We start from the raw sequence: 20193 nt of genomic DNA on the forward strand, positions 1-20193 counted from the left end.
TCAGCTGTCACGCTTCCGGGATATCTTGTTTGAACAATCGCATATAGTCGTTGGTGTTCGTTCCCGGTACGACGTAGCGAAAGCTTCTGAAGAGTTGCTGGTGTACGTCGCCAAAAATGTCAGTGAAGGCTATACCGCACTGTACCATTGGGCCCCAGCCACCCTCCGAAAAGGCCAGATCTTCGGGAAAGCCGCCAGACGTCACTTCAATAGTGTCCTGGCTCGATGCGCCCATGTCGTCGGGACTACTGGCGATGCGAGTTCCTAGCGCAAAGTACTGGTTTAAAAACGGGGCCCTCAGGTAACCCAATTCGCATTCGACTTGCATATTTCTGGCCTGAGACTGCCCGGTGTTCTTGATGACCAATTTCACTTGAAGCTGGCGGTCGAGAGTGGTTTTGGCCTCAGTTGAGCAAGTGAAATAAGCTCTACTCTGCTTTTGGCTGAGTTCTAAGGCCTTCACAGCAGCCGTAGCTGCAGCTTGCGCAATGCGGTTTGCCTCATGTTGTACGCCGATCTGTCGCTGTACTGCTGTCCATGCGAAGACAGCTGCAGCGAGCGTCATGAACGCACCAAGGACGTTCCCAGTGAAGCCGAGCCACGCTTCAGAAATGAAGACTGGAACGCCTATAGAAAAAACGAGCGATAGTGCCACGGTCAACAGAAGCAATCCGACAGCATAAGGCCCGAGATCGTTTTTCATTAGTCCTCGCCCCCGAGTTGAGATCTTAAAGTAGCTCTGTCGAATGCGCGCCGTCTACTTCCTCTCAGGAGAGCCAATCAACCCTCGCTATTCGTTGGCGCCTCGGTTTGATCGAGCCAACGCCCCGAAACGACGCGATAGATCGGTGTAGCATAGTAGGCGAGCAGTCGGATTCTCACGATGATCCAGTCGTGATCAGGACTTCTCGGTTCGATCTCCACCTCGTGCAGATTGTCGGAGGCGGGCGGCGGGTACTCTGCACCGCCACCAACATAGCGTCGCAGAGCATCGGTCCGATCCAGGATTCTTGATGGAAGTACGGCTTCGAAATTGTCCAGCCCAAGCTCGGCAACTGTGTACGCATGAGCGATTTTAGCGAGAACCCGGTTGAATGCCTCTTGGTCGACGCGAGGCGTGATTGGGTTGCCGAAGATGCCGTATTTGGCTGCGAGCTTCTCCCAATCGAATTCATGGACACTCATCAAAACGTTGCGGACCGCCGTGCCTTCTTCCGCTCCAGTCAGAATTGATGGCGCCTCAAAATCCAACAGCATCAGGTTGTAGAGATAATCGTCGATGTGGACCTTGACCTTCCTTCCATCGGACAAGAAGAGCGGCAATTCGTCAGGCCAACCTGAATTCGTTTTGAATCGACCCTTGAGCCGAATGCCGTGCATAAAGCCTCGCAGCACCTTCGCCTCGTCTTTGCAGGTAATCCGTTCGCACCGCTGGCAGCTAGCTTCCGGCAATAGCCACGTACCATTCAATCCGTTTGCCACGATGTGCTCGGTCCCACGAACCCGCGTTTTGCCCGTCGAGTAGCGCTCAGAGCCGCAATAAATGCAGCGGCAGGCGGGGGGATAAACGCGCGCTGGCATAATCGGCGGGGGTCTATTTTGTTGGGGAGCACCGTACATCGCGTTCTCACTGCTCGCGACGCTCACACGACCTTTATCGTCGCTAAGCTCGATGTTGCCAGAAAAGAATTTCTCCACCATGGGTGAGTCGCTTTCCAAAAAATGCAGATCGAACGATCGCAAAGCTAAAACGATGCAAGACGAGGGTCCGCCCCCTTCAGGGCAGCGGCCGGATCGAGCGGCGCTCTCTCAGGGGCGGCTTCAGGGAGTGTGCATCGCACAGTCAATATTTGTGCATGGTTGGTCGGCAATACAGGTTCGCGAATTGACGCAATGGGCATGGGATCGACAGTATAGCCTATGGTTGTGCCGTCGATACATGACTTTGAGCTTGGTCCGCTGTCGTCGCTGGGCGATTGGAGGGGCAAGCCACCCTTTCGCCAATTGGCCAGCGACCTGCGTTTGTCTGTAAGGCGAGCGACCGAACTGGCTTCAACGATAAGACAGACGGCGTCATATCATGCCGGTAGGAGTTTCGGCTTTGAATGGCAGAGACGGTTCATTCCGCTTGGGTTTAGGCGGAATGTCTACTGGATCCCGCTCAATCGCATAAAGTGGGGCTACGATAGAAGACCGGATCGGCCGGCGACGTTCGTGGCCGATGGCGACTGGGATATCGTCGGTAGGATCCCGATGCGCGATTTCCTGGCAATAAATTCGTCTTGCACGGCAGTGACGCACATTTATCGGGACATGCTGCCATTCGACACTTGCGAGCAGTTCGGGATTATGCGCGACGCTATATCAGCCGGTTCTTTCCAAGATGGCTGGATCACCCGAGGCTGTAAGACCACCGATGAGATCGTGTTCTACTTTAACAAGTTGAACATCCTCCATCGGGACATGCGATGTCGCGGATTTAAGACACAGAAGGAGCTCGGCGTCCCCCTAGGCGAGGAGATCAACGTCGCAGTCGACCGAAATGGCGAGTTTCATAAACAGGAAGGCGAGGGAAATCATCGGTTGGCAATGGCCAGTCTTCTCAAAATAGAGAGGGTTCCTGTAGTGGTCCGGAGGGTGCATGCTGCTTGGGTTCGCGAGCAAATGCGCGAGTATCGAAGTGACATGTTGACCGCGATCAACCTTGGTTTCGCAGGGGTGGTTCAGGCCCATCCGGAGCGCGACGCGCGCGGCTAAGGGCTCGATTGCACTTGTAAGAGGTCAGGCACTTCCACAACGGAAGGCCAGACGAATAGCTCTCAGAAACCGCCAATCCAGTATAGATTGCACAAGAGACTGAGACGAAAATCAATATCCAAGCGCCCCTCATGCCGTTCGTCTCCCCTTAGGTCCCGGGATAACGGTCCGCCGGACGGTTGTCTAGCGCCCTCCGTCCACTCCCTTCAAGGCGCCGGGTCGGTCGTTCAGGGGGGAGCGGACACCGGGACTGCCCATGGTCGCGGTAACCTCAGGTCACCAACGCCTGGCCCGGGAGCGCTATCTCGATGTTCCGTCCGTTAGGCTTTGCGTCTTGGGTGGCGATGCGAGCTTCGGCGCGGTCTTGGCTTTCTGCGCCGTAGCCGCAGGCTCTTGCTTCTGCGTCGTAGAGAACGTCCGATCGAAGCATTCCCGCATAGCTTCGTCGGATGTTGCGAGCATGCAGTTATCGCCTGCTCGCGCGCAGGTGGATGAAAACGCGAAGCAGATGGCGGCGGAGATCAATAAGGTACGCATCGTTGAAATCCTTTGTGCATTGCAAAGGATTTCATTTTAGCACCGGGAGGCCTCGCGCGTCGAATCAGTTTTCTGACCGGGAATGGTCTTACCGGCTAGAAGAAACTCAGCACGAAATGCCAGGCGACCCTGAGATTAGAAAAGACATATCGGTCGACGAACAGGCCAAACGACGGCCAACGAATAATTGCTGCGCCGAACAGGAGGATGGCGGTCGAGCCCACCAACATCTCTTTGATGTCGCGGTTCATTCTGTCAGCCGATGTATAATTTGATGTTGCCATATCTAGGGTAGGGGTAGGGATGTGCGCCAAATGTTCGGATTGTCGGGTGAGGCTACCCTGAGCAACTGGTACTGTCTAACTGCTTCGTCGAGGGGCAGCACGTATTCGTAGAGATTGTCCAGGGCGAAGGCGCCTCCTTCGTAAAGGACAATCAGGATGAGGTGGTGTTCACCACTCTTTCGATTGAGCACCTCGGCAAGAAGTAGCTGCGAGGATTTGCCGCCTAAAGACAAAAGCAGGTGTCGCTTCGAAACTGCATAGTCGCCACAGTCTCCCTCACGCGGATAGAGTTCCCATGTATCCCGCGTTCGTTCGCTTGGCGTAATTTGCGCGTTCACGGCTGTGTTCACGAGTTGGATCTTGCGCAGTTCCAGTCCCATGCCGCTGGGCGGTTGCGATTTGCAATCGGAGGGGTATTTGGCGCAGAAGGCCGTGTATTGGAACGGCGGCAGAGTGAACTCTGCGTGCACAGGAGGGATGCAGGGCTGCACAAAGAATATTGGCAGAATTGCTCGTAAGATAAGCTTTCGCATGCCTGCTGCTCGCATTGAAGCAAGCAAGTGAAGGTAAGACTTGATTGAGTCGAACGTTTGGCTGCGGCGGAGCCGAATTCATCACGGGCGAAGACGCCCTTGCTTCCAAGAAACTACGATCGGAGGAGTTGCTATGCCCGCCACGGATTGACGCCTAAAACGCCTGTGCCATGCGTTCGGTCAGCTCCACTTAGATGCGCAACGGTCGCAGGTATCGACATTGATCGCTCATTCTTGTTGGCTCCTGTTCTCAGCTTGTTATCGGCATCAGCAGGAAACTGCCGCACGCCCGACCACGCGTAAGCCTCAGAAACATGTGCCAATTCCGCTCGCCCTACAACCGACTGTCGTCGCCGATTTGGCGTGCCGTTGGCGTCCGTTCGCCGGAAGCCATTGAGCTCCTTCAGCAATAGGAGCCGTCGAAACTGAGCCCCGTTCAGAGCGCTTCGAAGAGGGAGAAGACTTCGCTTGCTTGAACATAGACCTCACTGCTGATGGCGTGTTGATCAAAGCCGTATGAGGCAAAGCGGAACAATGAATTCGTCCCTGACCTTCCGCCCAAGTGCTTGTGGTTGCGCAAATTTCAGATGGTGAGCATCAGCCGGGCTTTTCTTGCAAACGAGACAAGCTTGGCTCCGAACGAAGGCTAAGTGTATCTTGCTGTGCTTTCGTGGAGCATCTTTCGGAAGGGCGAGACCGACCTGTTGATGTTCGGGGCGCGATCAGCGGCTGCCGTGAATACCGATCGCCCGGTATTCTGGATCGAAGGGGCGTCTGGCCGATTTGACTCGGGTAGGCGGGAGCCGATGACTACTCTTGGGTAAACATGTCAGCGGCTCCCCTCTTTTAGTCGGGCCTCTTGAACACCCGCGGCGCGACCGCTAGTCAATACGCTTGATCTTGTATCCGTCGATCACCCTCGATTCGCCGGGCTCCAGAGCTTGTGAGCGCTGAGATCCGCCATATATCAGGCGAGAGGCTTTCTCTTTCACGCTAGCGGTTAGCAGCAAGACGATAAGCAAGAGCCCAAGCGCTCCGACGGAGACAATCAGTTCGGCAAGAAATCGAACGGCACCGTGCCCGAAAAATGGCTCGCCCCGCCGTTTGCCATCCCGCCGGTGATCGTGCCACCGAGGGTTAAGTTCGGGGCCCCTGCTGGTCATGACGGGCAACGGGTGATCTGGGCCTGCGGTTTGTTGCGATCTTGACGGGTCGTTCATGGCTACTGCGCCTCCGTTCCGAACTGTTGGGGCCGCTTGCGATCCAATGCCGGGACGTTGGAGCGCGCGTCTGTCCCTGTACTTGCCGTCCATAGGTCCCTGGCGACCGACAAAGGCGATATCTGCATGTTCGCCCACCACGCTCTTTCGTCGCCGTTCTTGTGCAAAGCCTCGTGGTGTGAGCGGCATAGAGGCACGGTGAATTCATCGCTCACCTTGCGGCCTAAGGTTGTGGGTTGGGAGAACTTGAGGTGATGCGCGTCCGTCGGAGATTTCTTGCAGACGAGGCAGGGATGTTCGCGGACAAAAGCGAGGTGGGCCTTGTTTCTCTTGCGAAGCGGTTCCTTCGGGATGGCGAGGCCGCCTTCGATTGCCGTTTTGGCGGGATGAACTTTGTCGACCTCGGAAGCAGCCAGTCTGGTTTCGGTGGGGGCAGCAAAGGCTTGGATGGGCACCTGGGCGGGTTTCTCCTCTTCTGGGCTGAGGGTGGGTTGAGGGGCTAGCTCAATCCTTTCCTGGTAAGCTGCCTCGATTGATCGGGCATCGATCTCCTGGAGCGTGTTCTTGAGCGGCAGGTTGGTCTTGGCCCACGCGAGGAGATCGTCGGCGTTGGCGAGTTGTGCCAGAAGTCGCTCGCGGAGGGCTGCTGAGTCCTGAGCCCCTAGAACCGGCGGCCGGTCTAAGACGCCCTTGGGCGGTTTTGCTTTCGAGACTGACGCGGGAGGTGGCTCCGGCGAGGCTGGTGGCCCGGCGATCACGTCGGGAGCATCCATATCGTCCTCGCCTGCGATTCCGACCAGGGCAAACAGGGCGTAGCGGCGCGCGTAGGTGAGCGCCGCCCCCATCCGGTGCGGCGCTTCGATTTCCTTGCCAGAGCAGACCGGCAGGTCGGACGAGATCCATTCCCCTGAGGAGTGGGCGAGCAGGGTGGTGAGGTGGATCTGTCCCGTGCCCCGGTCGGTTCGGGTGGTCTGGATGGTTGCGATCTCTTGCTGACTCAGAGTTTTTCGGACGATGTCCAGGCCGGAGGCCAGGGACGCGTAGCGGAAGGTCCGATCGTCCTCTCGCGGGAAGGGGGACCGGATGACCGCCGTTAGGGTCTTTTCGGGATTGGAAAGCTCAGCCTGAGCTTTGGCCAGAGCCGCCGCGATCGTCCCGATACGCTCACTGGATTGATGCATCGGTGATCTCCCCCGCGAGAGCGTCAAAGCTGATCGCGCCAGACTTCGAGCGTTTGGCCTTAATGCCGTGCCCGCTCGCTTCCCTGGCGTCCTCCGGCATGAGCTTCTTGAGCTCGGCCTTGGCGACCTCATGTTCGCCATGGGCTTCCTTGGTGCGGAGGTAGCAGGCGGCAAAATCGGCCCATACGTTTGATGAGGCCATGTCGACGACCTTGACGGCCTCCAGCCGCGGGCGCGGGGTTTCGATGTTGAACAGGATTGGGCGCTCGCCGTTCTGGACGCAGCGCCAGAACTTCTTCTCGGCCGTGAGTAGAAGATGCTGATAGAGCGGGTCGGCATGGATCTTGATCTCGACCCATTTGCCGCCGCCCGTAATGATGGACAGAACGGAGCTGCGGGACGCCGTGACCCACATGTTGTGCTGAAGTTGGGCCATATGCTTGTCAGCTGCGGCTTCTTCCGTGAAGGCCCAAGGCAGCATAAACTTGGCTTCGAACACCGCTCCGGTCTGTTCGACCACGCCGTCGAGCGTCGCGCCCATCCATTTGTGAATGGGATGGCGGACGCGCTTCTGGATATCCTTCACAGTGGTGCCCGTCGAACGCTGATACCAGGCGCGATTGAGCACCTCGGTGATGGTCCCGAGCTGGACAATCAGGTTGTCGCTGAGGTCTTCCGGCTCGACTTCGCCGCGCTTTTCGCGCCAGAGCCGAACGAGGCGATCCTCATCGTCTCCCATGATAATGCGCGCGTCCGACCCGCCGATGAAGTGACGGCGGTCGATCGTGTTGAACCTGATGGCCTTGAGGCGCGACGCGGATGCCGCGTCAATCTGAACGGTACTCAACGGTATCTCCTGCTTAAGCTTGCGCGGCTGGTCCGCCGCACTGCCTTAAGCCCCGCATTCGCGGGGGTGAGATCCGATGCCGTATCCGCCCGGCAGAATCAGTAACGCTCCGATTGCCGTCCGATGCCAGTCGTTTTTGGAGCAAGATTCTTGCTCTTTTGGGCGGCTTCTGACCGGAAGATGCTCAAGGGTACTCGCTCCACCATTCCGGCCACCGTACCCGCTTTGGCGTACGCGTGGCATCCACGACGGTACGCTGTTGCGCGGGCGTGAGCGGCTGCGGTAGGCGTTCCAGAGCGGCTTCGGCCGCCCACGGTTCAATCACCATCCGCGCGGTCTCGCGATATGGATCGAGCTTCGTTGCAATGCGCAGGATTTCGAGGCCGCCCGTGACGCTGCCGGGTGCAACTGCGACGAGCACGATGGTTAGCTGCTCGCTGGCTTGTTGCTGCTCTCGAACTTGTTTCAAAAGCGTCAGCATCGTGCGTGAGGCGCCGGTATCGCCATCGAGGCCTCGCTTTGCGACCTTCAACAAAAAAACTTCAATTGCTGTGGCTTGGCGTTCGACACCGTTGTCGAGGATCGTAAATGTCTGACCCAGCACCGACTCGTAAGGAAGCTGCAGATGGCGCGCCGGTGGGCGGCCGGCGGGATTGCCGCTTCGGCCTTTCACGAAGCGCGATCCGACCGGAGGTCGTCCATAGCCAACCGCGCCCTGGTGCTCAAGGCTGCTCATCAATGTCTCCGGTATCTCTCCGAGAATGTGATGCCGCGGACATCAGTACCTCAAAATCTCGCGTGCACAGTTTGACGTGGTCCCAATCGCGCTGAGAGAAATCTGCGCCGTTCCGGTTCCGGCTGAGCGCAAGTTCGACCGCCCACGGCTCGATAATAAGCGGGGTTCGCTCAAGCCCCCACTTGGCCCGGTAACGGTCTATCCTCGCGATGCCGAGAAACATAAGAGCCTGATCAGCATTATCCGGATCCGGCGAGGACTCGCGCATAGGCGTTTGTTGAGATAGCGCCGTGGGCCTGTGTTGCTTGAGCCAAGCCTCGCGTTCCTTGATCCACTCCAACACCTGGCGGATGGCCCTGGGTTTGCCCGCAAGGGCGTCCTTGAACGTTCGATGCTGGATGGCCTCCTCGATCGGCATCTCGCTGATCTTGCCGCGGATGGTCGTGGTAACGGTCTTGTTGAGCAACACTCGATAAGGGTCCTCCGCCTGCTTGCCGGACCCGGGCGGCCGTCCCCTCCGGTTGCCGCTCTGGCCCTTTCGAAAAGAGCCTGCGTTCGGCGATCGGCGGCGCTTTTTCGGGCTTTGAAGCTCATTGTTGGGTTGGGTGCTGGGCTGGTTGTTCACGAATCTGCTCCCTCAAGACGCGGCTTAAGGCCGGTTTGGGCCGACCAGCGCTCGACTGCGACATCGACATATTTGGGATCGATTTCGATCCCGCGAAAACGCCGCCCGGTGCGCTCTGCCGCGAGCAACGTCGTGCCTGAGCCCAGAAAGAGATCGAGCACCAGATCGCCGTGTTTGGTGACGTCCTTGATCGCATCCGCAACAAGTCCAACCGGCTTGACGGTTGGATGCAACGCAAGGTCTTCGCGTCGGCCGCCCCGCATCGAATTGGCCGATGCATAGTCCCAGACATTGGTCCGGTTGCGCCCGTGCTTGCCGAGCTCGACCATGTTGAGATGAGAGGCCGATCCCACCCGGTAGACAAAAATCAGCTCATACTTGGAGCGATAGAGTGATCCCATCCCGGCATTGCATTTGTTCCAGATGCAGAGGTTGAGGAGATTGCCATAGATGTTAGCACCGACCGCTGTAACGTCGTCCATATGCCGCCAGTCCATGCAAATGAAGTGGACCGCGCCATCGCGCGAGACGTTCGCAGCAGCACCAAGCGTGCCCTTGAGAAACGCCCGGAACTGGTCGTCGCTCATCTCGCCCGAGGCCATGGCGAATTCACCGTGACGGCCCGTTGGACTGGCGTTGCCTTCGATTTTGACGTTGTAGGGAGGATCCAGAAAGGCTGCATCAATCCGAGCGTCGTTGCCGATGACGCGCGCGAGGAAAGCCGCATCGCGGCTATCCCCGCACCCGATCCGATGCTCCCCGAGAATCCAGATCTCGCCAAGCCTTGTCTTTGGCGTTTTAGGGGTGGCCGGAATGACATCATCATCGGGATCGGCGGCGGATCTAGAAAGGATCACGTCGATTTCGCCGGTCGAAAATCCGGTCAGGGTGGCGTCGATGTCAAGATCGATCGAGGCGAGCTCGCCCAGCTCCTGTTGAAGAATTTCCAGGTCCCATCCTGCGTTGAGCGCGATCTTGTTGTCGGCCAATCGGAGCGCGCGCTTCTGGGCTTCCGACAATCCCGACAGGACGATGGTCGGCACTTGGGCAAGACCCAAAGCCTTTGCCGCCTGGAGTCGCCCATGGCCGGCGATGATATTCCCGTCGGGATCGACCAGTATCGGATTGGTGAACCCGAACGCGTTGATGGATGTCTTGAGCTGCTCGAGCTGACGCTTCGGATGCGTCCGCGCATTGCGCGGATCAGGAACGAGAGCGCTCGGCGAGCGATAGACGATGGTGAGTTGCGAAGGTGCAACAAAAGAGACTGATGTACTCATTGCGCTTTACGGTGCGCGCGCAGAGTTAAGAAAACTGAAACCGCATTCTCGATTTTTGGAGCGACGGGCCCCCCCTTCCGCGTTGACATCGTCGCTGCAGTATCAGGTGTGCGAGGGCCTCAGGAGATCATCCATGCGACGACACGCCAGCTGATCCAACCTATGGCGCCAATTCACGCGATCATTGCCGCGCCGATGAGACTAAAAAAGACAAGCGGTATGGCGAACTCGCCAACGCCCTTGCCCTCACTCCGCTTACACCAATGCAGATGAACGGCTTCGATCGTTTGCGGGTGGTTCTTGGTCACAGCGATGTGAGATGTTGTCCGGATAATCGCCTGTTCTCAGCCTGTTATCGGCATGAACAGGAAACTGCCGAAAGCCACGCCCACTACGCGCAAGCCGCGGGGAACATGTCCTAAATCTGATCGATCAGCTGTCATAAATTGAGCAAGCCCTGTTCTGTGCCTATAATATTCGCCGAATTCCCTGTTATTTCGGACGTCCAGCCTTGGATGTGCTACGGACGAGGATGAAAACATATCTCGCGATCATTGCGATCATGCTCTTGGCGCCCGCCTCAGCTGCGCAGTTTGCAGCTCCGGCACCAGCCGCGCCTGAACTCTCATCCCATGATCAGATCAAGGCTGCCCGCGCCAAGGAAGCCGAAGATACGAAGAGCGGTCCTACCGCGCGAGCCTGGGATCGCGACGGCGATGGCAAGCGGCCGTGGGAGACACCACCGAAGCCTACCTCGAAGCCCTGAGCGAGAATCGTCGTCCGCCGTGCGGTAAAGGTCGTCTATCGTGCTGACAATGAGAGCCTTTTGGGCGCATATTGCGCCGAGGCGCACGTGCGGCGAGATCACGAGTTTGCAGTATGGGTGACGACATTCACTGCATCCGTTTCGGCGGGCTCACCGCGACCATCAAGGCGCAAGGCGCCGAGCTCTGCTCGCTGAAGAATGCCGGCGTCGAATTCATCTGGCAGGCAGGCCCGGCCTGGCCGCGCCATGCGCCGTTGCTGTTTCCGATCGTCGGGCGCCTCGTCAATGACGAAATGCGGCACCAGGGCAAAACCTACCGGATGACCCAGCACGGCTTTGCGCGGGACAGCCGTTTTGCCTGGGCGGAACGCAGCGACAACAGCTGCACGCTGGTGCTCGAGGACAGCGAAGCGAGCCGCGCGCTCTATCCGTTCGCGTTCCGGCTGGCTGTGACCTACACACTGGATGCGGCCGGACTCGATGTGACGCTGAAGATCGTCAACACCGGCGGGGAGACATTGCCGGCGTCGCTCGGAGGCCATCCCGCCTTCAACTGGCCGCTTCAGCCCGGCATGTCCAAAGAGGATTACGCGCTGACATTCACGAACGAAGAGTCATCTCCGGTTCGCCGTGTCGACGGCGGACTGCTGCTCGCGGCGACGGATCCGAGCCCCGTGCGCGGCACTGTGCTTGCTCTGTCGGAATCCCTGTTCACCGTCGACGCCGTGATTTTCGATCGCATCAACAGCCATGCGGTCCGCTATGCGGCCGGGCAGGGCGCCGGGCCTTGGCTCAGCGGGCCTTGGCTCAGAATGTCATGGCGCGGCTTTCGTGAGCTCGGCGTCTGGTCAAAACCGACGGGCGCGCCGTTCCTCTGCATCGAGCCCTGGCGCGGCTATGCCAGCCCCAAAGACTTCGACGGCGAATTCACTGACAAGCCGGGCCTGATGCACATCGCAGCCGGCGCGGACGAAGAGCTATCATACCGGATCGAGATCGGATCGTCCTGAGTCGGTTCACGCGCCGACGCGTGCGGCGGTGACGGGCTCCGCGCGGGCAGCCTTCGTTGCCGACGAAGTCATGCGGTGCGCCAGATCCTGCGTGCGCCGTTCGATCAGCTGCCAGGTCGCACGCGCGACGAGATAGCTCAGCGCCGCGGTGACGACATAAGCGAGCAGCAGCGAGATCAGTCCGTCCGCCAGCGGCCAGACCTGGCGCAGGCCAAAGATCACCGCGAAGTGCGACAGGTACATCGAATAGGAGCTGCGGCCGAGCGCCTCGAGCGGCCGCCAGCTGATCGCAAAGCGGATGCACCAGAACACGAGTGCGCCGAGCACGAGGTTGATCACGAGATAGTTGAACTCGTGCGATCCGGTCGCGCGGTCGGCGACAAAGGACAGCGCGATGAAGCCCAAGAAGATCGCGGCGTCCGACTTCGCAAAGCCGTCGCGCAGCGCGAAGAACAGCGCGCAGCCGACCAGGAAGATCGGCAGCTGGTTCAGGAAGCTCATGTGCAGCGCGTTCCAGACGAAGGCTTCGTGGCCGGGCCCGAAATAGGCCGAGAACAGCGCGAAGGCCCACGGCTTGAACAGGCAGACATTGACGAGATGCAGCACGATCGCCAGCGCGAGATAGAGATGGCGGCGCGATCCGAATGCCGTGATCACGAACGGGAAGACGAGATAGAAAGTCATTTCCGCTGCGATCGACCAGTCGCCCGGCACCACGCTGTTGACGCTGTCCGGCCAGAAGCCGTGCAGGAACGTCGCAGTCAAGATCACCTGGAGCGGCCCGATGCCATCAGGCGCGTTGGTGCTGGGTCCGGTGCCGTTGATGACGAGGTAGAGCGGGATCGCGAGCCAGAACAGCGGCGCGATGCGCAGGAAACGGCGGATGTAGAATTTGCGGGTGGGGTTGGTTTCCGACGTGCGCTGCGTCCACATCAGGCACATCGTCATAGCGCTGACGAAGTAGAACACGTTGACGCCGACCCAGCCGCAGACGAACGTGAAATCGACGGCGTGGATGTTCGACGGAAACGACTGCGAGACATGAATCGCCATCACGCCGGCAATGGCGAGGCCGCGCAGGAAATCGAGCGTGTGCGAACGACTGAGCGGCGTTGCGCCCTGATCGGTCCGACCGGCAGCCAACCGGGCCTGCCCCTGCATCACGCCTGCTCCGTGGTCTCGCGTTTCTCTCGCGCTTGCGATGGTAAAGCATAGAGGCGCGGCCGGCCAAACCGAAGCGGAAGCCTTTCTTTACCTTAACCGGCGGTTGAATCCGGAACCGAATGAGCGGGATTGTCAGTGTCGCGGCGGATCAGGCTGTTCGTGCGAGCAAGGTCCTGCGCAACGATGCGCGCAGTGAGAAGTGTGGGCCAATTCATACTTAATACTTCAATACCATGACCAATATTGTTTGGGCAGCACAACAAGCCTAGTATTCCGGCAGGCAATTTCGGGGGCTCGAATAAGCCGTGAATGTACGTTCACAGGACAGCGCATCGCGCGGCGACCTGGATTTTCAGGTCGGCTCAAACGCACACAGGACATCCAACATCGTGGCTGATTCCGCACTTCAGGAATTGCGTCCGGTCGGCCGCGAGCGGCTGGTCGTCGTCGAGGACGATCCGGTGACGCGGACGATGCTGGTCGGTTACTTCAGCGAGAACAATTTTGACGTGGTCGGTGCCGGCTCCTGCGCGGAGTGCCGCCAGGCGTTGCGCGGGCGTGCCGATCTCGTCTTCCTCGACGTGCAGTTGCCCGACGGCGACGGTTTTGAGCTCGCCAAGGAGATCCAGGCCACCAGCAACGCTGGCATCATCTTCGTGACCCGCCGCGATACCGACGTCGATCGCATCCTCGGGCTCGAGATCGCCGGCGACCATTACGTCACCAAGCCGATCAATCTGCGCGACCTGCTCGCACGTGCGCGCAGCGTGCTGCGGCGGCGCTCGATCGATCGCAAGGCGGCGCGCAACCATAATTCGATCGCCTTCGGCGACTGGATCATCGACCTGACTCGGCGCGAGCTGCTCGGCAGCGACGGCAAGCCCGTGGCGCTGACGCGCGCCGAATTCGACCTGCTCGCCGCGCTCGTCGGCGCCGACGGACGGCCGCTCAGCCGCGACTATCTGATCGAGGTCGTCAGCAACCGCCAGGCCGAGGTCGACATCCGCACCGTCGATGCGTTGGTGGCGCGGCTGCGCCGCAAGCTCGTCGGCAGCGGCACGCCCGTGATCGCCACCGTCACCGGTGTCGGCTATAAGCTCGCGCTCAGCGAACGGCTCTAGGGTTCAGCCGCTGAAGCCGACGACGAGGCGGATGGCGATGAAGGTGGACGTCGCCACGGCCGCGGTTGCGAAGATCGCGAACAAAACTCTCAAACTGTTGTGCATGGTCTCAATTCGGGGTTACGCAAAAAAACTGATCGTCTAATCGGCACGGTTGCCCGGAAAACGAGCGTCCGCATTTGTCCATCAACAGTGCCAGGCTCGTCAAGGGTTCAGCGCGAGGCGACGCGCTTCCATTTGGCTTCGATGCGCGCCTTGATCAGGCTGACGCGGGCTTCCTGGGCTGCCCAATAGGCGCGGCTTGCTGCGGCCGTGCCTTGACGGTAGCGCGCATAGACGTCCTTCGGCCGTGCCAGCATCTTTGGATCGCGCGCTGATTTTGGCGTCGCCGCCGCCACTCTTGGCGCCGGTGCGACCGGCGTTGGCGCCGGCGCTACATCCGGGACGGCCGCAACCTGGGTTCCCAGCGCGGCCGAGTTCATGGCGACAAGGCGGTTGCGGGCGCGATTGCAATAGACCTGTGAACGCGGGGTCATCGTCTCCTCGCCGTGACCCGCCCGGTATTTCATCAGCGCGCGACACAGGTCCCCGCCGGCGAGACGCCAGGCGCGGCTGAGATAAATCACCCCGTAATGGATGTTGATGTCCGGCTCTGCGAGCTCTGCCTTGTTGCCGCGGAAGCCGAGCATCGCCGCGGTCTCGGGCCGCACCTGCATCAGGCCGACTTCGCCAACGCTGCCGACGACAGCCGAATTGTATCCGCTCTCGACGAAGACGACGGCCTCCGCGATGTCGGCAGGCAGGTTGGTCTTGGCGGTTTCGCGTTCGATGATCTTTCGGATCGAGGCCCGGGAGGTCGGCGTCTCACCGGCGCCGAGGTCTGCGCCGTCGCGGCCAATGGCCGAATTGGTGTCCGCGTCATTCACCGCGTCGTCTTGCGCATAGGCGCATGTCGAGGCCATCAAAAGCACAGCCATCGCCACGTGTCGCCACGTCGCGTGGTGATGTGGATGTGCCGGGTTCCGCAGCATAGGGAACGTCTTATATCGTCCGAGTTAACAACCGATTTGCCATGGGCGATGACGGCATCGCTATCGTGCGCGCGAGCTCTGGTCCGTGGACGTCTTCTGCGCAGCCCCGGCGAGCCGGTCATCGACCGCATAGAGCGTGCAGGTGGGCGACCATTTCATGCAGGCCGCGAGCGAATCGCGTTGCGCGTCATCCGTCGTGGTGCGCCCCGAACGCCAGCCGTAACCGCCGTTGGGCGACACCGCAAAGGCCTTGTGCGGCATGGTGCTGGCGAGAAAGCGGGAGAACTCGGCGCGCGCGGCGTCGTTGAACCCGCTGGGCGGCGGCAGCGGATCGGGCGGGCTCAGGATGTCGTGGCCGAGCCCGCGCTCACGCAGGAACGCGTCGACGAACGGCGTCCATTGCGGACGGCCCTCCACCGAATAGAGATAGTGGCCGTCGTCGCCATAAGGCGGCGCCGCGATGAATTTCGCGTTGCCGCCACTGGTGCGAAATCCGTCATAGAGCCGGCGCGCCAGATCGGGGCTGAAGAACAGATCGTTGGTGGCATAGACCCACAGCATCGGCACCCGCGAGGTCTTGCCGAAGGAGGCGAAGGCCTGCACCAGCCCATCCGGATTGCAGACGTCGTCATCGTCGCGCGAGCCGCGGCCGCCGGCAAAGCTGATCGCGGCAACGAGACCGGGTGGCGCCTGCGCCGTCAGCGCGACGGTGGCGAGGCCCCCGGCGGAATGCCCGGCCGCGATCATGCCTGTCGTCGTGACGTCGGCCCTGCGTGCCATCGCGTCGATCGCGGCGCGCAAGTCGGCGACAGCGACCGCGGCTGCCGGCAAATAGGCGGCATTGGCGCAGCCGCCGACGCTGTCGACGCGGCCGCCGGGCGAGGTGCCGTAGCCGCGCCGCATCACGATCAGCGCGGCAAAGCCGCGCCGGGCATATTCGAGCGCGATGCCGTAATATTTGTGCGCTGACATGGTCGCGCGATCATCGTAGTCGCGCGGCGAGCCGTGGCTGAGCAGCGCGAGCGGATAGCGTTTCGTCCCGGCCGGGCGAACCAGGAACGCCTCCAGCCCCTGCGGCCCGGCCTCCGCCATCGGGATGCGGAGATCCTCGGTGTAGAATTCGGCGGCGCGCGCATGGGGCGCGGCCAAGGCCATTGCCAGCCAGGCGATCAGAACAAACAGAAGCCTGTGAAACAGCGCCATGACCCGACTCGAAATGACCTGATCAAAAAAACACCATAGCACGATCTCCGGAACGGCCGCCCACCGCGCGTGTTGTGCCCTTGGCGGGGGCCGGGCCGATGCTATGGTGTCCCGCAATCTCTGTACGACAGGACGAGGGTATTTCCAGTGGCTGATGTCAATCCCGCGGCGGGCAAAGTGGCCTCGCCGGACGTGCTCGCCAACATTCCGCGGCTCGTGACGGCCTATTTCGCCAACAAGCCGGATGCGACGGACCCGGCGCAGCGGGTGGCGTTCGGCACCTCCGGCCATCGCGGCACCTCGCTGAAGAACTCTTTCAACGAAGGTCACATCCTCGCGACCACGCAGGCCATTTGTGATTACAGAAAAGAAAAGGGGCTGACCGGCCCGCTCTTCATCGGCATCGACACCCATGCGCTGGCCGAGCCCGCGCTCGCCAGCGCCGTCGAGGTGTTCGCGGCCAACGGCGTCGAACTCATGATCGACAAGGACGGCGGCTACACGCCGACGCCGGTGATCTCGCACGCGATCCTGACTTATAACAAAGGCCGCACCAGCGGGCTCGCTGATGGTGTCGTCGTCACGCCCTCGCACAATCCGCCGGAGGATGGCGGCTACAAATACAATCCGCCGCATGGCGGGCCGGCCGACACCGATGTCACCGGCGTGGTCGAGAAGCGTGCCAACGCCTATCTCGCCGACGGCCTCAAGGGCGTCGCGCGCATGGACTATGCGAAGGCGAAGAAATCCGCGAACGTCCACGCCTACGACTTCATCACGCCCTACGTTGCCGATCTCGGCAATGTCGTCGATCTCGACCTGGTCAAATCCGCCGGCATCAATATCGGCATCGATCCGCTTGGCGGCGCTGCCGTGCATTACTGGCATCCGATCATCGAGCGCTATGGCCTGAAGGCCACGGTGGTGAACGAGGCGATTGATCCGACCTTCCGCTTCATGACGGTGGACTGGGACGGCAAGATACGCATGGACTGCTCCTCGCCCTACGCCATGGCGAGCCTGATCGCGATGCGCGATCGTTTCGACGTTGCCTTCGCCAACGACACCGACGCCGACCGCCATGGCATCGTGACGCGCACCAACGGATTGATGAACCCGAACCATTATCTCGCGACCGCGATTTCCTATCTGTTCGCGCACCGCCCGAACTGGGGCAAGGACGCCGCGATCGGCAAGACCGTGGTATCGAGCTCGATCATCGACCGTGTCGCCAAGAAGCTCGGCCGCAAGCTGGTCGAGACACCGGTCGGCTTCAAATGGTTTGTCGACGGTCTCGTCGGCGGCAGCTTCGGCTTCGGCGGCGAGGAGAGTGCAGGGGCCTCGTTCCTGCGCCGCGACGGCACGGTGTGGACCACCGACAAGGACGGCATCATCCTGGGCCTGCTCGCAGCCGAGATCATGGCCAAGACCGGCCGCGATCCGAGCCAGCTCTTTGGCGATCTGACCGCCGAGCTCGGTGTGCCCCATTACGCACGGATCGATGTCGCCGCGACCGTGCCGCAGAAGAACATCCTGAAGTCCGTCACGCCAGAGCAGCTTGGCTTGAAGGACCTCGCCGGCGATCCCGTCCGCGCGACGCTCAGCAAAGCGCCCGGCAACGGCCAGCCCTTCGGCGGCATCAAGGTCGAGACCGATTTCGGCTGGTTCGCCGCGCGGCCGTCCGGCACGGAGGACGTCTACAAGATCTACGCGGAGAGTTTCCGCAGCACCGAGCACCTGAAGCGGATCCAGGAAGAAGCCCAGGCGGGGCTGAAGAAGGTGTTCGGGGCGTAAGGCGCCAGGCCGAAACGCCGTGTCGCCTGCCCGACCAATGGAAGGCCTTGCCGTACCAAACGGTGTCGTCGCCCGCGCAGGCGGGCGATCCAGTACGCCGCGGCGGAAGTTGTGTGAACCCAATGTCTGCCGCGGAGTACTGGATTCCCCGCTTTCGCGGGGAATGACAATGGAGTTAATCCTGTATACATACTTCTGCATTTAGGTATTATAATACGGCACTATTGCGCTTGAACGATTCCACCCCTCCGTTATTGTATACATAACGTATTCATAAGCCGTGGGAGATCGCCCGATGACCAAACCCTTCCCCATGAACGCCTGGTATGCCGCTGCCTGGGACTCGGACGTGAAGCCGGCGCTGCTGCCGCGGACGATCTGCGGCAAGCACGTCGTGATGTACCGCAAGGCCGATGGCTCCGTGACCGCGCTGGAGGACGCCTGCTGGCACCGCCTGGTGCCGCTGTCCAAGGGCCGGCTCGAAGGCGACACCGTCGTCTGCGGCTATCACGGCCTGAAATACAACGCGCAGGGCCGCTGCACCTTCATGCCCTCGCAGGAGACCATCAATCCGTCGGCCTGCGTTCGCGCCTATCCCGTGGTCGAGCGTCACCGCTACATCTGGCTCTGGATGGGCGATCCCGCGCTGGCCGATCCCGCGCTCGTGCCCGACATGCACTGGAACCACGATCCGGCCTGGGCCGGCGACGGCAAGACCATCCGCGTCAATTGCGACTACCGCCTCGTGCTCGACAACCTCATGGACCTCACCCACGAGACTTTTGTGCACGGCTCATCCATCGGCAACGACGCAGTGGCGGAAGCGCCGTTCGACGTCACCCATGGCGAGAAGACGGTGACGGTGACGCGCTGGATGCGCGGCATCGAGGCGCCGCCGTTCTGGGCCAAGCAACTCGGCAAGTCCGGCCTCGTCGACCGCTGGCAGATCATCCGCTTCGAGGCTCCCTGCACCATCGCCATCGACGTCGGCGTGGCGCCGACCGGCACCGGCGCGCCCGAAGGCGACCGCTCGCAGGGCGTCAACGGCTTCGTGCTCAACACCATCACGCCCGAGACCGACAAGACCTGCCATTATTTCTGGGCCTTCGTCCGCAACTACCAGATCGGCGAGCAGCGCATCACCTCTGAAATCCGCGACGGTGTCTCCGGCATCTTCCACGAGGACGAGCTGATCCTCGAAGCGCAGCAGCGCGCGATGGACGAGAACCCCGATCGCATCTTCTACAACCTCAACATCGATGCCGGCGCGATGTGGACGCGCAAGCTGATCGACAGGATGGTCGCGAAGGAAAACCCGCCGCAGCACCTTCAGGCCGCGGAGTAAGGACATGGCCGAGCGCGAGGTCGACCGCTCCGTCTCGCAGACGGTGAAGGCGCAGCTCGCCTTGCGCGACCAGATCCTGTCGGGATCGTTACGGCCGGGCGAGCGTATCTCCGAGCTTCAGGCGGTGGAGACGACGGGCGCCTCGCGCACCCCGGTGCGCATGGCACTGGTGCGGCTGGAGGAGGAGGGCCTGCTGGAGGCGATCCCCTCCGGCGGCTTCATGGTGAAGGCGTTTTCCGAGCGCGACATCTCCGATTCCATTGAGCTCCGCGGCACGCTGGAAGGCCTCGCCGCGCGCTTCGCCGCCGAGCGCGGCGTCTCCGCGCGCGAGCTCGAGCCGCTGAAGGAATGCCTCGCCGCGATCGACGAGCTGCTGCGGCAGGTGCCGATCTCGGTCGATGCCTTCTCGTCCTATGTCACGCTGAACGCGCGCTTCCATGCGCTGCTCACCGAATTGTCGCGCAGCCCGCCCTTGATCCGGCAGATCGACCGCGCCTCGGCGCTGCCGTTTGCCTCGCCAAGCGGCTTCGTGATGGCGCAATCGGCGCTGCCCGAGGCGCAGCAGATCCTGATCATCGGTCAGGAGCACCACCGCGTCGTCATCGACGCGATCGAGAACCGCGAAGGCGCGCGCGCCGAAGCCGTGATGCGCGAGCATGCGCGGCTCGCCGTGCGCAACCTGCGGCTCGCGTTGCGCAATCGGACCCATCTCGACCTCTTGCCGGCGCTCGCGCTGATCAAGACCGCAACCGATTGAGG

General features: G+C 61.1%; 19 protein-coding genes and 2 pseudogenes. 7 read left to right on the plus strand and 14 right to left on the minus strand.

Translation table 11 applies throughout. The features are described 5' to 3' along the window. Nucleotides 1–7: 7 nt before the first annotated feature. Nucleotides 8–703: a DUF8453 domain-containing protein gene (locus UP06_RS32850; protein WP_045007858.1), complete on the minus strand. Its 696-nt coding sequence runs from the start codon at nt 701–703 to the stop codon at nt 8–10. A gap of 77 nt (nt 704–780) precedes the next feature. Beyond that, complete coding sequence (locus UP06_RS32855) at nt 781–1701, minus strand: hypothetical protein (protein WP_156163393.1); 921 nt, start codon at nt 1699–1701, stop codon at nt 781–783. Between the two features lie 513 nt (nt 1702–2214). On the opposite strand from UP06_RS32855, the gene UP06_RS41215 reads away from it, so the two are divergent. After that, nucleotides 2215–2757 (plus strand): hypothetical protein, encoded by a 543-nt coding sequence (locus tag UP06_RS41215; protein WP_156163394.1) that lies wholly within the window; start codon nt 2215–2217, stop codon nt 2755–2757. Between the two features lie 256 nt (nt 2758–3013). Beyond that, complete coding sequence (locus tag UP06_RS32865; RefSeq protein WP_045007861.1) at nt 3014–3334, plus strand: hypothetical protein; 321 nt, start codon at nt 3014–3016, stop codon at nt 3332–3334. A gap of 55 nt (nt 3335–3389) precedes the next feature. Here the strand turns inward: UP06_RS32865 and UP06_RS41220 are convergent, their stop codons facing one another. The 9 genes and pseudogenes from UP06_RS41220 to UP06_RS42290 form a co-directional block, all read right to left on the minus strand. Then, entirely contained in the window at nt 3390–3545 is a 156-nt protein-coding gene (locus UP06_RS41220; protein ID WP_156163395.1) for a hypothetical protein, read from the minus strand. A gap of 35 nt (nt 3546–3580) precedes the next feature. Continuing rightward, entirely contained in the window at nt 3581–4111 is a 531-nt protein-coding gene (locus UP06_RS32870; protein ID WP_063778878.1) for a transglutaminase-like cysteine peptidase, read from the minus strand. A 521-nt stretch (nt 4112–4632) separates the two neighbouring features. Beyond that, nucleotides 4633–4812 (minus strand): annotated as a pseudogene (locus UP06_RS40380) (DUF968 domain-containing protein); the annotation flags it as partial. Between the two features lie 521 nt (nt 4813–5333). Next, the gene (locus tag UP06_RS32880; RefSeq protein ID WP_045007863.1) at nt 5334–6512 is read right to left on the minus strand and encodes an ERF family protein; all 1179 of its coding nucleotides are present in this window, start codon (nt 6510–6512) and stop codon (nt 5334–5336) included. Further along, nucleotides 6496–7311: a YqaJ viral recombinase family protein gene (locus tag UP06_RS32885; protein WP_245305612.1), complete on the minus strand. Its 816-nt coding sequence runs from the start codon at nt 7309–7311 to the stop codon at nt 6496–6498. The genes UP06_RS32880 and UP06_RS32885 overlap by 17 nt, the downstream gene beginning before the upstream one ends. A 232-nt stretch (nt 7312–7543) precedes the next feature. Further along, nucleotides 7544–8095: a DUF5681 domain-containing protein gene (locus UP06_RS32890; RefSeq protein WP_045007865.1), complete on the minus strand. Its 552-nt coding sequence runs from the start codon at nt 8093–8095 to the stop codon at nt 7544–7546. Continuing rightward, a complete protein-coding gene (locus UP06_RS32895) occupies nt 8082–8720 on the minus strand; it encodes a DUF5681 domain-containing protein (RefSeq protein ID WP_045007866.1) in 639 nt (212 codons plus the stop codon). The genes UP06_RS32890 and UP06_RS32895 overlap by 14 nt, the downstream gene beginning before the upstream one ends. Next, nucleotides 8717–9709 carry a DNA-methyltransferase gene (locus UP06_RS32900; protein ID WP_245305613.1) on the minus strand — a complete coding sequence of 331 codons (993 nt, stop codon included), beginning with the start codon at nt 9707–9709 and terminating at the stop codon, nt 8717–8719. Before UP06_RS32900 ends, UP06_RS32895 begins: the two co-directional genes overlap by 4 nt. Continuing rightward, nucleotides 9710–10000: pseudogene (locus tag UP06_RS42290) on the minus strand (ParB/Srx family N-terminal domain-containing protein); the annotation flags it as partial. Nucleotides 10001–10879: 879 nt separating this feature from the next. Here UP06_RS42290 and UP06_RS32910 point away from each other — a divergent pair. After that, on the plus strand, nt 10880–11776 hold the full coding sequence (locus UP06_RS32910) for an aldose 1-epimerase family protein (protein ID WP_045007869.1): 897 nt from the start codon (nt 10880–10882) through the stop codon (nt 11774–11776). Between the two features lie 6 nt (nt 11777–11782). Here UP06_RS32910 and UP06_RS32915 read toward each other — a convergent pair whose 3' ends face one another. Further along, complete coding sequence (locus tag UP06_RS32915) at nt 11783–12937, minus strand: acyltransferase family protein (protein WP_045007870.1); 1155 nt, start codon at nt 12935–12937, stop codon at nt 11783–11785. A 308-nt stretch (nt 12938–13245) separates the two neighbouring features. Here UP06_RS32915 and UP06_RS32920 point away from each other — a divergent pair, with 308 nt between their 5' ends. Next, nucleotides 13246–14061 (plus strand): response regulator transcription factor, encoded by an 816-nt coding sequence (locus UP06_RS32920; RefSeq protein WP_045007871.1) that lies wholly within the window; start codon nt 13246–13248, stop codon nt 14059–14061. Nucleotides 14062–14273: 212 nt separating this feature from the next. Here the strand turns inward: UP06_RS32920 and UP06_RS32925 are convergent, their stop codons facing one another. Beyond that, entirely contained in the window at nt 14274–15092 is an 819-nt protein-coding gene (locus UP06_RS32925; RefSeq protein ID WP_045007872.1) for a lytic transglycosylase domain-containing protein, read from the minus strand. Nucleotides 15093–15152: 60 nt separating this feature from the next. Then, entirely contained in the window at nt 15153–16295 is a 1143-nt protein-coding gene (locus UP06_RS32930; RefSeq protein ID WP_045007873.1) for an alpha/beta hydrolase family protein, read from the minus strand. A gap of 147 nt (nt 16296–16442) precedes the next feature. Here UP06_RS32930 and pgm point away from each other — a divergent pair, with 147 nt between their 5' ends. The 3 genes from pgm to UP06_RS32945 all read left to right on the plus strand — a co-directional run bounded on the left by pgm (nt 16443) and on the right by UP06_RS32945 (nt 20191). Then, nucleotides 16443–18089: a phosphoglucomutase (alpha-D-glucose-1,6-bisphosphate-dependent) gene (pgm, locus tag UP06_RS32935; RefSeq protein ID WP_045007874.1), complete on the plus strand. Its 1647-nt coding sequence runs from the start codon at nt 16443–16445 to the stop codon at nt 18087–18089. Nucleotides 18090–18384: 295 nt separating this feature from the next. Continuing rightward, entirely contained in the window at nt 18385–19434 is a 1050-nt protein-coding gene (locus tag UP06_RS32940; RefSeq protein WP_045007875.1) for an aromatic ring-hydroxylating dioxygenase subunit alpha, read from the plus strand. Nucleotides 19435–19438: 4 nt separating this feature from the next. Further along, nucleotides 19439–20191 carry a GntR family transcriptional regulator gene (locus UP06_RS32945; RefSeq protein WP_008139252.1) on the plus strand — a complete coding sequence of 251 codons (753 nt, stop codon included), beginning with the start codon at nt 19439–19441 and terminating at the stop codon, nt 20189–20191. Nucleotides 20192–20193: the final 2 nt, after the last annotated feature.

The sequence above is a fragment of the Bradyrhizobium sp. LTSP857 genome, from assembly GCF_000938285.1.
Lineage (GTDB): Bacteria > Pseudomonadota > Alphaproteobacteria > Rhizobiales > Xanthobacteraceae > Bradyrhizobium.

Coding starts and splice junctions, on each gene's coding strand:
- UP06_RS32850 (WP_045007858.1), bottom strand. CDS start 703: ATGAAAAACGATCTCGGGCCTTATGCTGTCGGATTGCTTCTGTTGACC.
- UP06_RS32855 (WP_156163393.1), bottom strand. CDS start 1,701: ATGGTGGAGAAATTCTTTTCTGGCAACATCGAGCTTAGCGACGATAAA.
- UP06_RS32865 (WP_045007861.1), top strand. CDS start 3,014: ATGGTCGCGGTAACCTCAGGTCACCAACGCCTGGCCCGGGAGCGCTAT.
- UP06_RS41220 (WP_156163395.1), bottom strand. CDS start 3,545: ATGAACCGCGACATCAAAGAGATGTTGGTGGGCTCGACCGCCATCCTC.
- UP06_RS32870 (WP_063778878.1), bottom strand. CDS start 4,111: ATGCGAAAGCTTATCTTACGAGCAATTCTGCCAATATTCTTTGTGCAG.
- UP06_RS32880 (WP_045007863.1), bottom strand. CDS start 6,512: ATGCATCAATCCAGTGAGCGTATCGGGACGATCGCGGCGGCTCTGGCC.
- UP06_RS32890 (WP_045007865.1), bottom strand. CDS start 8,095: ATGAGCAGCCTTGAGCACCAGGGCGCGGTTGGCTATGGACGACCTCCG.
- UP06_RS32910 (WP_045007869.1), top strand. CDS start 10,880: ATGGGTGACGACATTCACTGCATCCGTTTCGGCGGGCTCACCGCGACC.
- UP06_RS32915 (WP_045007870.1), bottom strand. CDS start 12,937: ATGCAGGGGCAGGCCCGGTTGGCTGCCGGTCGGACCGATCAGGGCGCA.
- UP06_RS32925 (WP_045007872.1), bottom strand. CDS start 15,092: ATGCTGCGGAACCCGGCACATCCACATCACCACGCGACGTGGCGACAC.
- UP06_RS32930 (WP_045007873.1), bottom strand. CDS start 16,295: ATGGCGCTGTTTCACAGGCTTCTGTTTGTTCTGATCGCCTGGCTGGCA.
- UP06_RS32940 (WP_045007875.1), top strand. CDS start 18,385: ATGACCAAACCCTTCCCCATGAACGCCTGGTATGCCGCTGCCTGGGAC.
- UP06_RS32945 (WP_008139252.1), top strand. CDS start 19,439: ATGGCCGAGCGCGAGGTCGACCGCTCCGTCTCGCAGACGGTGAAGGCG.